At 64.5% G+C, this 12,671-nt stretch carries 11 protein-coding genes; 6 read left to right on the top strand and 5 right to left on the bottom strand.

The window, feature by feature from the left end; all coding sequences use genetic code 11:
- Positions 1–2,304, bottom strand: coding sequence for a bifunctional salicylyl-CoA 5-hydroxylase/oxidoreductase (locus V8192_RS00750; RefSeq protein ID WP_341631150.1), 2,304 nt, complete (start codon positions 2,302–2,304; stop codon positions 1–3).
- Positions 2,305–2,437: 133 nt separating this feature from the next.
- A complete protein-coding gene (locus V8192_RS00745) occupies positions 2,438–3,217 on the bottom strand; it encodes an alpha/beta fold hydrolase (RefSeq protein WP_341631149.1) in 780 nt (259 codons plus the stop codon).
- A gap of 124 nt (positions 3,218–3,341) precedes the next feature.
- On the opposite strand from V8192_RS00745, the gene V8192_RS00740 reads away from it, so the two are divergent.
- The 4 genes from V8192_RS00740 to V8192_RS00725 all read left to right on the top strand — a co-directional run bounded on the left by V8192_RS00740 (position 3,342) and on the right by V8192_RS00725 (position 7,023).
- The gene (locus V8192_RS00740) at positions 3,342–3,827 is read left to right on the top strand and encodes a (2Fe-2S)-binding protein (RefSeq protein WP_341631148.1); all 486 of its coding nucleotides are present in this window, start codon (positions 3,342–3,344) and stop codon (positions 3,825–3,827) included.
- A gap of 82 nt (positions 3,828–3,909) precedes the next feature.
- A complete protein-coding gene (locus tag V8192_RS00735) occupies positions 3,910–4,809 on the top strand; it encodes an RcnB family protein (RefSeq protein WP_341631147.1) in 900 nt (299 codons plus the stop codon).
- Between the two features lie 153 nt (positions 4,810–4,962).
- Complete coding sequence (locus V8192_RS00730; protein WP_341631146.1) at positions 4,963–6,723, top strand: DUF885 domain-containing protein; 1,761 nt, start codon at positions 4,963–4,965, stop codon at positions 6,721–6,723.
- 90 nt (positions 6,724–6,813) lie between these two features.
- A complete protein-coding gene (locus V8192_RS00725) occupies positions 6,814–7,023 on the top strand; it encodes a hypothetical protein (protein ID WP_341631145.1) in 210 nt (69 codons plus the stop codon).
- Here V8192_RS00725 and V8192_RS00720 read toward each other — a convergent pair.
- On the bottom strand, positions 7,020–8,603 hold the full coding sequence (locus V8192_RS00720) for a lysine--tRNA ligase (RefSeq protein WP_341631144.1): 1,584 nt from the start codon (positions 8,601–8,603) through the stop codon (positions 7,020–7,022). The two genes, V8192_RS00725 and V8192_RS00720, sit on opposite strands and share 4 nt — an antisense overlap.
- A 43-nt stretch (positions 8,604–8,646) precedes the next feature.
- Here V8192_RS00720 and V8192_RS00715 point away from each other — a divergent pair, with 43 nt between their 5' ends.
- Together V8192_RS00715 and V8192_RS00710 are read left to right on the top strand one after the other, a co-directional pair.
- A complete protein-coding gene (locus V8192_RS00715) occupies positions 8,647–11,343 on the top strand; it encodes an ATP-dependent DNA helicase (RefSeq protein WP_341631143.1) in 2,697 nt (898 codons plus the stop codon).
- Entirely contained in the window at positions 11,340–11,855 is a 516-nt protein-coding gene (locus tag V8192_RS00710; protein ID WP_341631142.1) for a SixA phosphatase family protein, read from the top strand. Before V8192_RS00715 ends, V8192_RS00710 begins: the two co-directional genes overlap by 4 nt.
- Here V8192_RS00710 and V8192_RS00705 read toward each other — a convergent pair.
- Both V8192_RS00705 and V8192_RS00700 read right to left on the bottom strand, forming a co-directional pair.
- Positions 11,852–12,256: a MerR family transcriptional regulator gene (locus tag V8192_RS00705; RefSeq protein WP_341631141.1), complete on the bottom strand. Its 405-nt coding sequence runs from the start codon at positions 12,254–12,256 to the stop codon at positions 11,852–11,854. The two genes, V8192_RS00710 and V8192_RS00705, sit on opposite strands and share 4 nt — an antisense overlap.
- 2 nt (positions 12,257–12,258) lie before the next feature.
- Entirely contained in the window at positions 12,259–12,591 is a 333-nt protein-coding gene (locus V8192_RS00700; RefSeq protein WP_341631140.1) for an integration host factor subunit alpha, read from the bottom strand.
- Positions 12,592–12,671: the final 80 nt, after the last annotated feature.

Below are 12,671 nucleotides of genomic sequence, written 5' to 3'. Positions count from 1 at the left end.
TCACGCTCTCAGGGCCGCGGCGGCCTCGGCCTCGCGCTTCAGATTTCTCGCCAGCTGGGACATTCCGTTGAGATATTGCGGCGGCACATGGACGTCGCGGTAGTCGAGCTGCGCCGCTGCCCGCAGCGTCCAGAACGGATCGACAAGATGGGGCCTGGCGAGCGCCACCAGGTCAGCCCGGCCAGCTGCAAGGATCGAATTGGCGTGGTCCGGCTCGTAGATGTTTCCTACCGCCAGGGTCGCGAGGCGCGCCTCGTTCCGCACGCGGTCGCTGAAGGGCGTCTGGAACATGCGGCCGTAGACCGGCTGCTGCCCCGCCCAGGTCTGGCCCGCCGAGACGTCGATGAGGTCCGCCCCGGCTTGCGCAAACGCCCGACCGATGATCACTGCCTCTTCGGCAGTGATTCCGTCCTCGCCAGCCCAGTCCGTCGCCGAGATGCGCACCGACATCGGCCGGTCGCCTGGCCAGGCCTCCCGCATCGCGGTGAAGACTTCGAGGGGGTAGCGGAGGCGATTTTCGAGCGAGCCTCCATATTCGTCGGTCCGCTTGTTCTGAAGCGGGGTGATGAAGCCTGAAAGCAGGTAGCCGTGGGCGGCATGGAGCTCGATCATGTCGAAACCCGCTTCGAGCGCCATGCCCACCGCGGCCACAAACTGGTCGCGTACCTCGTCCATGTCGCGGCGCGTCATGGGATGCGGCGTCTGGTTCACGGGTGACCAGGGGACGTCGCTTGCAGCCATCACCGGCCAGTTACCCCCCTCGAGAGGGATGTCGCTGCCCTCCCAGCCGAGCCGCGTTGAACCCTTTCCTCCCGAATGGCCGAGCTGGAGGCAGAACTTGGCCTTCGACTGCGCGTGCACGAACTCGACGATGCGCTTCCAGGAGGCGACGTGCTCCGGTTTCCACATTCCCGTGCATCCAGGGCTGATGCGGCCCTCGGGCGACACGCACGTCATCTCGGTGAAGAGGAGGCCTGCACCGCCCATCGAACGTTCGCCGTAATGGACGAGGTGGAAATCGCCGGGAATCCCGTCCTGCGCCGAATACATGGCCATCGGCGACACGGTGATCCGGTTCTCGACCTGCATTTCGCGCAGCTTGAATGGAGCGAACATCGGGGGCGCGGTCTTGTTGGATCGACCCTCAGTTGCGCGTTTCCAGAACCAGCGCTCCACCGTCTCCAGCCACTCACGGTCGCGAAGCCGCAAGTTCTCGTGACTGATGCGCTGTGAGCGGGTGAGCAGCGAATAGGCGAACTGCAGCGGTTCGAAATGGGTATAGCGATCGAGCGTCTCGAACCATTCCGTCGAGTTGCGGGCGCTGTTTTGAAGCTTGAGGACTTCGAGGCTTCTCTCGGCCTGATATTCGTCGAGCCCCGCTTCCAGGCTGAGGTCCTCGCGGCCGAGCACCTCTGCGAGCTTCATCGCATCTTCAAGCGCGAGCTTGGTGCCCGAGCCGATCGAGAAATGCGCGGTGTGCGCGGCGTCTCCAAGAAGGACCACGTTGCCAGCGTTCCAGCGCTCGCACTTGATCCGGCGGAAGTTCAGCCATGCCGCCGAGCCGACGAGGTGCGAAGCGTTCGATTGCAGCGGATGGCCATCGAGATATTTCGCAAAGAGCGTCTCGCACGCAGTGATGCTCTCTTCCTGGCTCATCCGGTCGAAGCCGAGGCCGGCCCAGGTTTCCTCGGAGCATTCGACGATGAAGGTCGAGCAATCGGGTGCGAAGCGATAGGCATGGGCCCAGATCCAGCCGTGTTCGGTTTCTTCGAAGGCAAATGTGAAGGCGTCGAAGACCTTGCTGGTGCCGAGCCATACGAACTTGTTCGCGCGCACGTCGACGTCGACTCCGAAGGCCTGGCTCTGCGCATCGCGCAAACGCGAGTTGATCCCGTCGGACGCGATGACGAGGTCATAGTCTTGCCATTTGGCGTCTGCAGGATCGCACTCTGCATCGAAGTGCAGGATGACGCCGAGACTGCGCGCCCGGTTCTGCAAAATCTCGAGCAGGCGCTTCCTGCCGATGCCGATGAAACCGTGGCCACCCGATGTGATGGTCTCGCCCCTGAAGTGGACGTCTATGTCGTCCCAGTGCGCGAATTCCTGCGTGATGGTCTGCGCGGAAACCGGGTCGTTGCGAGTGATATTGTCGACGGTGAGATCCGAGAAGACGACGCCCCAGCCGAACGTCACACCCGGAGGGTTGCGCTCGAAGAGCTCGATCTCGTGGGAAGGATCGCGAAGCTTCATCGAGATGGCGAAATAGAGCCCGGCAGGGCCGCCGCCGACGCAAGCGATCTTCATGCGTTCAGTCCTGGGGAAGAGCGAGCGGACAGCAGGAAATCGCGCAAGGCCATTCCCGCAGCATGGCACAGTAGCGTCCGCATAGGCAGGGGTTTGGAGTCACCGGCATCTTTCGGTTCATCGCTGCTGACCCTCAGGAGTGGCCTTGAATAAACTGTCCGACCACGGCGTTGAACTCGGCCGGATTCTCGAGATTGGTGAGATGGCCCGCCCCCGCGATGACCTGCATTCTTGAATCGGGGACGAGGTCGACGAGCTCGCTCGAAAGTTCGGCCGGCGTGATGAGGTCCTGGTTGCCGACGAGAACGAGTGCAGGAACGTCGATGTCCTGCGCGCGCTCGCGCTGATCGGCGAGCCAAACGGCTCGGGCGCCGATGCGATAAGCGGCGGGATCGATCCGCGCCATGGTCTCGACCACCTCGCTGCGGACAGCCGGGTTCGCTGGCTGTGCGAGCAGTACGTCCACGCGCGCTTCGGCGGCTCCTCGCAGGTTGCTGCTCGCAGCGACGCTCCGCTCGTAAAGGACGCGTCCATCCGGGTGGACAGCGAAGGTGTCTGCGAGAATCAGCGAGGCGCAGCGGTCCGGGGCGGCGTGGTGGGTGGCGATCGCGACGACGCCGCCGAGCGAAAGGCCGCATATGTGCGCGCGGTCGACACCGAGCTCATGCATCGCGGAGATGATTGCCGAGGCATAGTCGTCGCGCGTCGTGCCGTCGGGCGCAGGATCGCTGTCTCCGTATCCCGGATAATCGAAGGCGATTGCGCGCCGCTCGCGGCTGAAATGCTCCAGTTGCGGATGCCAGACGCTTTTGTCCGAGCCGACGCCGTGGAGGAACACGATGGGGATGGCATTGCCGCCGCCCCTTTCGGCATAGCCGATATCGTAGCCGTTGTTGGTGATCACGCGCGGCATCGCAGTCCCTCTATTCTAAAGGGCGCCCATCCATGTGGAAATGGGACGCGGCTCCTTCACGGCAATCGGGCGCCAAGACAAGTTCCGGGTGACGCATTCAAGGCTGCGCGCTAGCCTCGTTATCATGGTGCGACTGACCGTAAACGGCGAGGGTATCGAATATAAGCTTGATCCGCAGACCCCGCTCCTGTGGGCGCTGCGCGATGCTTCCAACCTCACTGGGACCAAATATGGCTGCGACAGCCGCGATTGCGGCGCGTGCACGGTGATCATCGATGGTCACGCCGTCATGAGTTGCAGCGTGACCCTGCAAGAACTCGAGGGCGCAAGCGTCACGACCATCGAGGGTTTGTCTGCGAACGGCACGCATCCCGTGCAGCAGGCCTGGCTTTTCGAGCAGGTGACCATGTGCGGCTATTGCGAGCCCGGGTTCATCATGGCGATAGCGGCGCTTCTGGAAGCTAGTCCTTCGCCGAGCGAGGAGCAGCTTTCGGCACTTCCCAATATCTGCCGCTGCGGCGCTTACCCGCGGATTCGCAAGGCGATCGCCCGGGCCTCGGCTGCTCAGCCTGCGCCGGCCGCGGGCCCGCCAGCCAACTTACAAGGCTGAACATACGCTTCCGAAACGGTTCAGCCATCGCTCAGCCGTCGAGTCGCATTGCGCATGCCAGGGAACAGAGAAAGTGACTGACATGCGTAAGCTCATCATTTCCATTTTGCTTGCAGGTGCCGCCGCGTCGCCCGCGCTCGCGCAAGATCAGGGTCGATGGCACCATGACGAGGCACAATCCAACAACCAGCAGTCGCACGAGGATCGCAGCCAGGCGCGCGAGCAGCGCCAGGAAGTGCGCGAGCAACGCCAGGAGGTGCGCGACCAGGCCCGCACCGAGCGCTTCAACGGCGGCGTGAATGCCGAGCGCATGCAGCAGGCTCAGCAGGCTCAGCAGGCTCAGCAGCAGGCGCAGCAGCAGGCAGTGCGCCAGTACGAGGGCCGTCGGCAGCAGGGCCAGGCCGAGGGACAGGGCGGCCGCTGGGACCGCTCACGCTTCGAGGGCCAGCAGAACGTCACCCGCGAGCAGGTCATCGAGCAGCAGCAACAGGCGGAGCGCACCTATCGCGATCGCCGCGGCTACCGGGGCGGCTTTGCCGGTCAAGCGCAGCAAACCGATCAGGCGCAGCGCGACGGCGCGTGGCGCAATCGCCAGAGCTGGAGCCAGGATCGCAGCGGCGACTTCCGCCAGCGAGACGTCCAGCAGCGGCGCGTCGAGGGCAGCCGGTGGGCAAACGGCGGCTGGAACCGGGATTGGCGCAACGACCGCCGGTACGACTGGAGGCACTACCGTGACCGGCATCGGTCGGTGTTCCGGCTCGGCATCTACTTCGATCCGTTCGGCTACGGCTATCGGCCGTTCGACGTCGGCTACAATCTGGCCCCGCTCTACTTCGGCCAGCGCTACTGGATCGACCCGGCGATGTACGGTCTGCCCTATCCGCCGCCCGGAACGGTCTGGGTGCGCTACTGGAATGATGCGGTGCTCGTTGACACCTACAGCGGCGAAGTCGTCGATGTGATTCACAACTTCTTCTGGTAGAGCTTTACTGCTCATTGATCGAAGGGGCGTTGCGAGCCTAATCGCAGCGCCCCTTTTGCATTCGCAAAAGGCAACAAGTCATTCGAGGTCTCCATGAAATTTGCTGGCCGGCTCACCCTTTGCTGTTCGCTGCTCGCCCTTGCCCTACCTGCCGTGGCTGACGCACAGCCCGCTCCCGCTTCCGTGGCCGCTCGGCAGAGTGCGCACGACAAGCTGTTCCAGCTCTTCAAGGAAAGCGACGAGGCGAGCCTCAAGCGCAACCCGCTGCAGGCGCTTTTCCGGGGCGACTATCGTTATGCGGACCGGCTCGGCGATCTCTTCAGCGATGCCCACTACCAGGGTGAGAAGGCGGCAGCAGAGCATGATCTTGCGGCGCTCCGCACAGTCCCGCGCGGCGATCTTAGCCAGAGCGACCAGCTTGCCTATGACGTGTTCGAATTCCAGACCAAGGACACGCTGCGCGCGCTCCAGCCAGACCTACTGCAACTCACCCAGGCGCTGCCGATCAATCACTTCTTCGGCATCCACACGGAATATCCGACGATTGCCAGCGGGAACGGCGGCGCCCCTTACGCAAGCGTTGGGGACTATGAGAACAGCCTCAAGCGCAACCGCGACTTCGCCGCGAACATCGACGAGGCGATCCGCCAGTGGCGCAAGGGCGAGGCGGAGGGTGTGGTCGACACCAAGCTGACGGTCCGCAACATGCTCGAGCAGCTCGACAACCAGCTGAAGCTCAAGCCCGAGGAATCGCCCTACTGGGGACCGATCAAGAATTTCCCTCCATCGATCGCTGCACCCGAGCGCGAACGGCTGACGAACGAGTACCGGCAGTCGATCAGCGGGGTCATCTACCCGGCTCTGCAGCGCATGCGCGATTTCCTGCAGAACGAATATCTGGGCCATGCCCGCGAAGGCGTCGGCCTCATGTACATGAAGGGTGGAGACGCACTCTACCGTTATGAGGTGCAGTCGACGACCACGCTGCCGATGACCCCGGACCAGATCCACGAGCTTGGTCTCAGCGAAGTCGCACGGATCACCAAGGACTTCGAGAAGGTGAGGCAGGAAGTCGGCTTCAAGGGCGACCTCCACGCCTTCTTCGATTTCATGCGAACCAGCCCGAAGTTTGCGCCCAAGAGCAGGGACCAGCTCCAGAACGATTTCTACCGGATCAAGCAGGCGGTGGAGGCGAAAGTCCCTCAATATTTCTCGCTGGTTCCAAAAACCCCGCTCGTGATCCGGCCTTACCCTGCCTATCGCGAGAAATTCGAGGCGGGCGGCAGCTACGAGCAGGGGACAGCTGACGGGACCCGCCCCGGCACCTTCTACTTCAACGCCTACGATCTTCCCTCCCGCTTCACCTGGGAGGAGACGACTTTGTTCCTCCACGAGGGCGAGCCTGGCCACCATTTCCAGATCAGCCTTGCGCAGGAAAACAAGGCGCTCCCGAACTTCATGCGGTTCGGCGGCAACACCGCATATGTGGAGGGCTGGGCGCTTTATTCGGAGACGCTCGGCTATCCGATGGGCTTCTACCAGGACCCCTACCAGCGGTTCGGCACCCTCAACGACGAGATGCTGCGCGCGATGCGCCTCGTCGTCGACACCGGAATCCATTCCAAGGGTTGGACCCGCGACCAGGCGATCCAGTACATGCTCGACCATTCCGGAGAGTCGAAGACCGACGCCACCGCGGAGGTCGAACGGTACATCGCCATTCCGAGCCAGGCGACAGCCTACAAGGTCGGCGCGCTCACCATCCAGCGCCTCCGCGACGAGGCGAAGGCGGTGCTCGGCCCGAAGTTCGACATCCGCCAGTTCCACGCGCAGGTGCTCGATTCGGGCGCGCTTCCGCTCGAGATCCTCGAGCAGAAGATCCGCGCCTGGGTGGCGGCCAAGCAGCGGAGCTGACCGTTCGTCGAAATCCGTTTCGACTGGTGTCGAGCGGGCGTTGACGTTCGGGCTGAAGGCTTGGTGAAGGCGAGCCTGTTGGAGACGCGAATGTCTGGACGTTGGCGTAGACTGCTGCTTGTTGCCGCTATCGGCGGCATCGCATCCGCTTCCGTCGGCCCCGTCTCAGCCGAGGGCGATCATGAGTCTTCCTGCCCGTACGAACGAGCGCGCGAGGCTGCTGCAGCAACGGCTGCAGCCTCGGGCGCGGCATTCTCGCTTTTCGACCTTAGTCGAAGCGCGGACGGCCTCACGCCCTAGGCGGCCACATTGTCCAGCGCCTGCGCAATGAGGTCGCGGCTGTTCCCGATCCCGTAAAGGGCGATGAAGCTTCCCATCCTTGGGCCCTGGCTGGAGCCCAGCAGCGTTTCATACAAAGCCTGGAACCAGGCCCGAAGGCTTTCGAACGGATGCCGTTTGCCGACCTCGAAGACCGCATGCTGGATGGTTTCGCCCTCGGCGTGCTCGGGGAGCTTCGCAAGCTCCTGGTCGAGGTCGCGCAGCGCCTCGGCTTCGAGCGCGCTCGGACGCCTTCGCTTGAGGTCCGGAGCGACGAAATCGCGGGCATAGTTCACGGCAAGCCCGATCAGTTCGTCGAGCTCGGGATCGCTCGCCGGTGAGGTGCCCGGAGCATAGCGCTGAACGAACTTCCAGGCCGTTTCCCTGTCTGCCACACCGGGCAGGCTGACGAGGTTCAGGAGCAGCCCGTAGGTCAGCGGCAGGGTCTCTTGCGGCACCTTGCCGGCATGGATGTGGTGGACCGGATTGCCGAGCTGCTGATCGAGAGGCTGCTTGGAATAATTGTTCCTGAACTGCCAATATTCGTCGACCGCGCGCGGGATCACGCCGATGTGCAGGCTCTTCGCGCGCCTGGGCTCGCGGTAGATGTAGAAGCTGAGGCTCGGTTCGCTGCCGTAGCGCAGCCACTCCTCGAGGCTGAGGCCGTTGCCCTTCGACTTGGAGATCTTCTCGCCCCTTTCGTCGAGGAACATCTCGTAGTTGAAACCCTCGGGCGGGCGGGCACCCAGGACGCGCGCGATCTTTCCCGATTGAACGACGCTGTCGATGAGGTCCTTGCCGGCCATCTCATAGTCGACCCCGAGCGCTGCCCATCGGGCAGCCCAGTCGACCTTCCACTGGAGCTTCGCTGCCCCGCCGAATGCCGATTGCTGCACGCGGGAGCCATCCTCGTCATCGAATGCAATGAGTCCCGCTTCGGCATCGACCACATCGACCGTGACCTGCAGCACGCGTCCCGTCCTGGGCGAAATCGGAAGCACCGGCGAATAGGTCTTGCGGCGGTCTTCCCTCAGCGTTGGAAGCATCACTCCCATGATTGCATCCCAGCCGTGCAGCACCTTTCGGATGACATCGTCGAAGCGGCCCGAGGTGTAGCAATCGGTCGCCGAGAGAAATTCGTAGTCGAAGCCGTAGCGGTCGAGAAATCGCCTGAGCATCGCATTATTGTGGTGCGCGAAGCTCTCATATTCCCCGAACGGGTCCGGGATGCGGGTCAGCGGCTTGCCGAGATTTTCCTCGAGCATGTCGCGGTTGGGGACATTGTCGGGAGCCTTGCGCAATCCGTCCATGTCATCGCTGAATGCGATCAACCGGGTTGGCCCGCCGGTCAGCTCCTCATAGGCGTGGCGGACGAAGCTCGTTCGGGCGACCTCGTTGAAGGTCCCGATATGCGGGAGGCCCGACGGGCCATAACCCGTCTCGAAAATCATCGGCTCGCCTGCGGGCTTTCCGTCCGGCCAGCGTTTCAGGAGCTTGCGTGCTTCCTCGTACGGCCACGCCTTGGAAGCGAGTGCGGCAGTTCGAAGCGTTTCGGCGTCCAAATTCGTTGCTCTTCTGTTCTGCTGGCGGCAGGGTCCCCGCGGAATGCCCGCTCCTTTGCCCCTTCCCGCGCTCCACGCAACCCATGCCGGTATCTGGCTTGCAAGCGCCGAGGGTGAAGTGCGCGAGGCAAGCCGCGGCGAGGCAATCGCGCGTGCAGCTGAGACTCCGCACATCATTCTCAACGCGCCGCTCGTTGGTCAGCGCCTCGGTTACCCGGAGCTGAGCGGTCTCGACCTGCTCGAGCTCTTCGCCTTCGTCCATCCGGCAAGCTTCGCAGTCCCGACCGCCGCGGGCCTCAGCCGGAAGCTCGGCCTCGAACCCCCTCGAGCGGACGTCGAGGCAGCCTTTGCCTTGCAGCACATTGCCGAGGCCCTGCTGGGGGACCTCGCCGCTCCCCAATGGCCTGAGCGCGAGGGCGCGTGGACGTCGAACGTGACGCTGCACCGCCTCGGCTGGGCCTGGGCACCGCTGATCGGCGCGCGGCTCGAACGGCCCGAGCGAGGGGAACGGATGCTGTTCGCGAAGCTCAAACAGTGGGAGGAATCGGCTCAGCGGCCGCCGCCGCGGACAATCCTCGTCTCGCCCGCCGATGCGCGGCAAAAGCTCGACGCGCTGACCGGCCGCGCTGAAGCTCGCGAAGGCCAGCGGGCAATGGCCGAAGCGGTGACGCGCGTCTTCGCGCCCAAGCCAGCAAAGGGAGCGCCCAACCTCCTTCTTGCCGAGGCGGGAACGGGCATCGGCAAGACGCTTGCTTACCTTGCTCCTGCGTCCCTCTGGGCCGAACAGGCGCAGGGCACCGTGTGGGTATCGACCTTCACCAAGGCACTGCAGAGGCAGCTCGATGGCGAAGGGCCCAAGCTCCTCGCTGACCCGGAGGAACGGGCACGCCGGATCGTCATTCGCAAGGGCCGCGAAAATTACCTCTGCCTCCTGAACCTCGAAGACGCACTCCAGGGAGCCTTCTCCGGCCGGGCGGCGATCCTTGCGCAGCTGGTGGGCCGCTGGGCTGCCTACACCAAGGATGGCGACATGGTCGGGGGCGACCTGCCCGGGTGGCTGCCGAGCCTGTTTCGCCGGGCCGGTGCGACCGCCCTTACGGATCGCCGCGGCGAGTGCGTCTATGCAGGTTGTCCCCATTACCGGCGCTGCTTCATCGAGCGCGCCGAGCGGGCGAGCCGCGAGGCCGATATCGTCATTGCCAATCACGCGCTCGTGATGGTCAATGCCGCAAGGGCCCGGGAGGATGCCCCCGGACGGATCCTGTTCGACGAGGGTCACCACCTGTTCGATGCTGCCGATTCGACCTTCGCGGTCGCATTTGGAGGGCAGGAGGCGATTGAGCTCAGGCGCTGGATCGTCGGCCCGGAGGGCCGATCAAGGGGCCGCCGTCGCGGCCTTTCGGCCCGGCTCATGGACGTTGCCTCCTATGACGAGGAGGGCGCACTCGCACTCGAGGCGGCCGTGGAAGCAGCAAGGGCGCTCCCCTCGGACGGCTGGCTGCAGCGGCTGGTGGAGGGTGCGCCCTTCGGCCCGATCGAACATCTGTTCCAGGAGGTTCGCGGTGTAGTCTATGCCCGCTCCAAGGCGCAGGAGGCGGGCTACGGTCTCGAGACCGAACTTGCAGAACCCGACGGCGCGCTGGTCTCGGCCGCAGCTGCGGCGGCCGAGCTGCTCGATACGCTTCAGAAGCCGCTGGCGGCGCTCGCTCGTCGACTGGAGGCAGTGCTCGAGGACGGACCGGACTGGCTCGACGCCCAGGCGCGGGCACGGGTCGAAGGCGCTATCCGGGGACTTTCCTGGCGGCGCGAGACGCTTGCTGCCTGGATCGCGCTCCTTGCCCGGATCGGTGGCGAAGCTGATCCCGAGTTCGTCGACTGGCTTGCCGTCGAAAGGGTCGACGGGCGTGAATTCGACGTCGCGATCCATCGCCGGTGGCTCGATCCCACAAAGCCCCTGGCAGCAGCGGTGCTAAGCCCCGCTGACGGCGTACTGGTCACCTCGGCCACCCTTCGCGGCGGCGAGGACTGGGAGGCCGCCGACGCGCGCACCGGCGCAGTTCACCTGCAGACCCCGGCAGGACATTTCGAGGCGGAAAGCCCGTTCGATTATGCGGGCTGCTCGGAAGTCCTGATCGTGACGGACGTCCGGCAGGGCGACATCGCCTCGCTTGCAGGGGCCTATGCCCGGCTCATCGAAGCAGCACGGGGCGGTACCCTGGGACTATTCACGGCCATCCAGCGTCTCAAGGCGGTGCATGCAAGGATTGCCGACCGGCTCGCGCGCGACGGCCTGCCGCTCCTTGCGCAGCATGTTGACCCGATCGACGCAGGAACATTGGTCGACATCTTCCGCGACGATCCCAGAGCCTCGCTTCTCGGCACCGACGCCCTTCGTGACGGAGTCGACGTGCCGGGCGATTCGCTGCGGCTCGTGGTAATGGAACGGGTGCCATGGCCAAGGCCCACGGTATTGCATGCGGCGCGGCGAATGGCCGGCGGCGGAAGTGCCTATGACGACCGGGTGGTGCGCGCGCGGCTTGCGCAGGCATTCGGAAGACTGATCCGAAGGCAAGGTGATTGCGGCCTCTTCGTCGTGCTGTCGGCGGCAATGCCATCGCGCCTTCTGAAAGCATTCCCGCCGGGCGTACCCATCAACCGGGTGCCCCTCGATGAGGCGATCGCGCGCGTCGGAGAGCGATTGCGGGCAGATGCCGCGGCGTCGATGGAACTGGTCAAGTGAAGCGGCTTTCCGTCCTTCGGCACGCGAAGTCCGACTGGGACGTCCCGGGCCTCGATGACCTCAACCGTCCGCTGAACGATCGCGGATGGAAGTCGGCGCGGCGCATCGGGCGCGAGATGAAGCATCGCCGAATGCGCTTCGACCTCGTTCTTGCAAGCACTGCGGCGCGGGTCCGGGAAACCATCGACGGAATCGAGGAAAAATTCGAATTCGGCGCCGAGGTACGTTTCGAACCCCAGCTCTACCTTGCCGACACCGGCAAGCTCCTGTCGCTGGTGCAGGCACTTCCCGACAGCATCAAGGCACCGCTTCTCGTCGGACACAATCCGGGCCTCCAGCAACTTCTCGTCGAACTGGCGCAGGAGGACGAACACAAACTGCGCGACCGGGTCAGCGCGAAATACCCGACGGCCGCGCTTGCGGCGGTGGAACTGGATATCGAACGCTGGGCCGAAGCGGCGCCCGGGCGGGGCAGGATCGTCGATCTGATCCTGCCCAGGGATCTCGACTAGGGCTCGAGCGCTCCGAGCAGGCGGTCGCGCAGCGCGATCAACCGGAAGACGTCGATTGTGCCGCCATGGTCCGAAGTCTCGGCCGCGACCGGGGCCGCAATTGCGGCGGGAGACTGTCCAGCATCCGGCGAAGGTTGTGCAGCTTCTGCGCTCCGGTCCCGCAGCAGCTTCTGGACGCCGCGGACCGTATAGCCTTCCTGGTTGAGAAGGCGGTTGATCTTGCGTGCAAGCGCGACGTCCGCCGGCCGGTAGTAGCGGCGATTGCCGGCGCGCTGCATGGGCCTCAGTTGGGGGAAACGGGTTTCCCAGTAACGCAGGATATGCTGGGCGACGCCCAGTTCCAGCGACAGCTCACCGATCGTCAGTAGAGCGCCGGGATCCTTTTCGCCGGCCGTCGCCAATGTCAGCCTTTCGCGATCCGGTCGCGCATGATCTGGCTGGCGCGAAAGGTCATCACCCGCCTCGGGGCGATCGGGACTTCGACGCCCGTCTTGGGGTTACGGCCAATGCGCTGCCCCTTGTCGCGCAGAATGAAGGTGCCAAAGCCCGAGACCTTCACGTTCGCGCCCTCGGACAGGGCATGGCACATGTGATGAAGCACGCGTTCGACGACGCCCGCAGATTCCGCCCGGCTGAGGCCGAGGCGGCGGTGGACGACGTCGGCGAGGTCCGCACGCGTCAGGGTATTTGCGGCATCAGCCTCACTGGTGACCCGCGCGATGCCTAAATCGGCCATCTTGTTCTCCCGCCCTGGAACGACGTGCCCCCGTCGTATCGATTACGTTTTCGTAACGGAAATCCGTTGCGTCGGCAATT

The organism is Sphingomonas agri (assembly GCF_038148795.1).
Taxonomy (GTDB): Bacteria; Pseudomonadota; Alphaproteobacteria; order Sphingomonadales; family Sphingomonadaceae; genus Sphingomicrobium; species Sphingomicrobium agri.
This window is presented reverse-complemented; position numbering and strand designations above follow the sequence as displayed.

Excerpts from the sequence above, each read along its gene's own strand:
- V8192_RS00725 (WP_341631145.1), top strand. The coding sequence starts at position 6,814 with ATGTCTGGACGTTGGCGTAGACTGCTGCTTGTTGCCGCTATCGGCGGC.
- V8192_RS00715 (WP_341631143.1), top strand. The coding sequence starts at position 8,647 with ATGCCCGCTCCTTTGCCCCTTCCCGCGCTCCACGCAACCCATGCCGGT.
- V8192_RS00700 (WP_341631140.1), bottom strand. The coding sequence starts at position 12,591 with ATGGCCGATTTAGGCATCGCGCGGGTCACCAGTGAGGCTGATGCCGCA.
- V8192_RS00745 (WP_341631149.1), bottom strand. The coding sequence starts at position 3,217 with ATGCCGCGCGTGATCACCAACAACGGCTACGATATCGGCTATGCCGAA.
- V8192_RS00735 (WP_341631147.1), top strand. The coding sequence starts at position 3,910 with ATGCGTAAGCTCATCATTTCCATTTTGCTTGCAGGTGCCGCCGCGTCG.
- V8192_RS00750 (WP_341631150.1), bottom strand. The coding sequence starts at position 2,304 with ATGAAGATCGCTTGCGTCGGCGGCGGCCCTGCCGGGCTCTATTTCGCC.
- V8192_RS00740 (WP_341631148.1), top strand. The coding sequence starts at position 3,342 with ATGGTGCGACTGACCGTAAACGGCGAGGGTATCGAATATAAGCTTGAT.